The sequence below is a fragment of the Candidatus Symbiopectobacterium sp. genome (genome assembly GCF_020054415.1).
GTDB lineage: Bacteria > Pseudomonadota > Gammaproteobacteria > Enterobacterales > Enterobacteriaceae > Symbiopectobacterium.
In genome coordinates this window covers 1-1,042 of the sequence record NZ_JAHWCO010000406.1, presented here as the reverse complement: position 1 = coordinate 1,042, position 1,042 = coordinate 1, and the positions used below count along the sequence as shown (strand labels likewise).

The following is a 1,042-nucleotide window of genomic DNA, read 5'->3' as shown; positions in this document are numbered from 1 at the left end:
GCGCTGCTTGAGGGCCTTGTTATAAGAGGGCCAGTTGGTGATTTTAAAATTTTGTTTTGCCATGGAGACCTGATTTTGAAACAACTGTGGTGATCTGCTCCGATGATTACCCAAAAGTTCTATTTATTCAACAAAGCCGTGTCACAACAGCATTATTCCCTATTATTCAACAAAGCCCGTTGAAGCCGCAATTAACGCCGGTGCTACCACCATCAACATCCCTGACACCGTGGGTTAAACCACGCCATATCAGTTCGGCGGCATCATCACTACGCTGTATGATCGTGTGCCGAACATCGACGAAGCGATTATTTCCGTGCACTGCCATGACGATCTGGGGATGTCGGTTGCCAACTCCATTACTGCGGTGCAGGCTGGCGCACGTCAGGTAGAAGGCACGTTGAACGGTTTGGGCGAGCGCGCAGGCAACACTGCGCTGGAAGAAGTGACCATGGCGATCAAAACCCGTCAGGATTTGCTGAACGTCCATACCAATATCAATCATCAGGAAATCTATCGCACCAGCCAGTTGGTGAGCCAGATTTGCAATATGCCGATCCCCGGCAACAAAGCGATTATCGGTTCTAACGCCTTCGCCCACTCCTCTGGTATCCATCAGGACGGCGTACTGAAAAACCGCTCTAACTACGAAATCATGACGCCGGAATCCATCGTGCTGAAAGAAGTGCAGTTGAACCTGACCTCCCGTTCTGGTCACGCGGCAGTGAAACACCGCATGGAAGAGATGGGCTATAAAGAAAGCGATTTTAATCTGGAACAGTTGTACACCGATTTCCTGAAGCTGGCCAAATCTATGGTCACCCCCATTTTTGCAACACTGATTTTTGACTAATGGTGGGCTTGCTTCAATCTATCCGGCGTCTCTGTGGGTGAGATGCCCGCGCCTCGATGAGTTCCGCGCCTGGTGAACCTGAAAAGGCCCTCGGCTTCAGTGAGCCATTTTTGTCGTCAGGTTTTTCAGCAGGCCGATATGCCGTTCATGTCATCAATAATCAGTCTTCGCAAAAACAGATAGGTAACT

1 pseudogene is annotated in these 1,042 nt (G+C 49.7%); it reads left to right on the top strand.

Features of this window, described 5'->3' with window-relative positions:
• Nucleotides 1-178: 178 nt before the first annotated feature.
• Nucleotides 179-808: pseudogene (locus QZ506_RS11960) on the top strand (2-isopropylmalate synthase); the annotation flags it as partial.
• Between the last annotated feature and the right edge of the window lie 234 nt (nucleotides 809-1,042).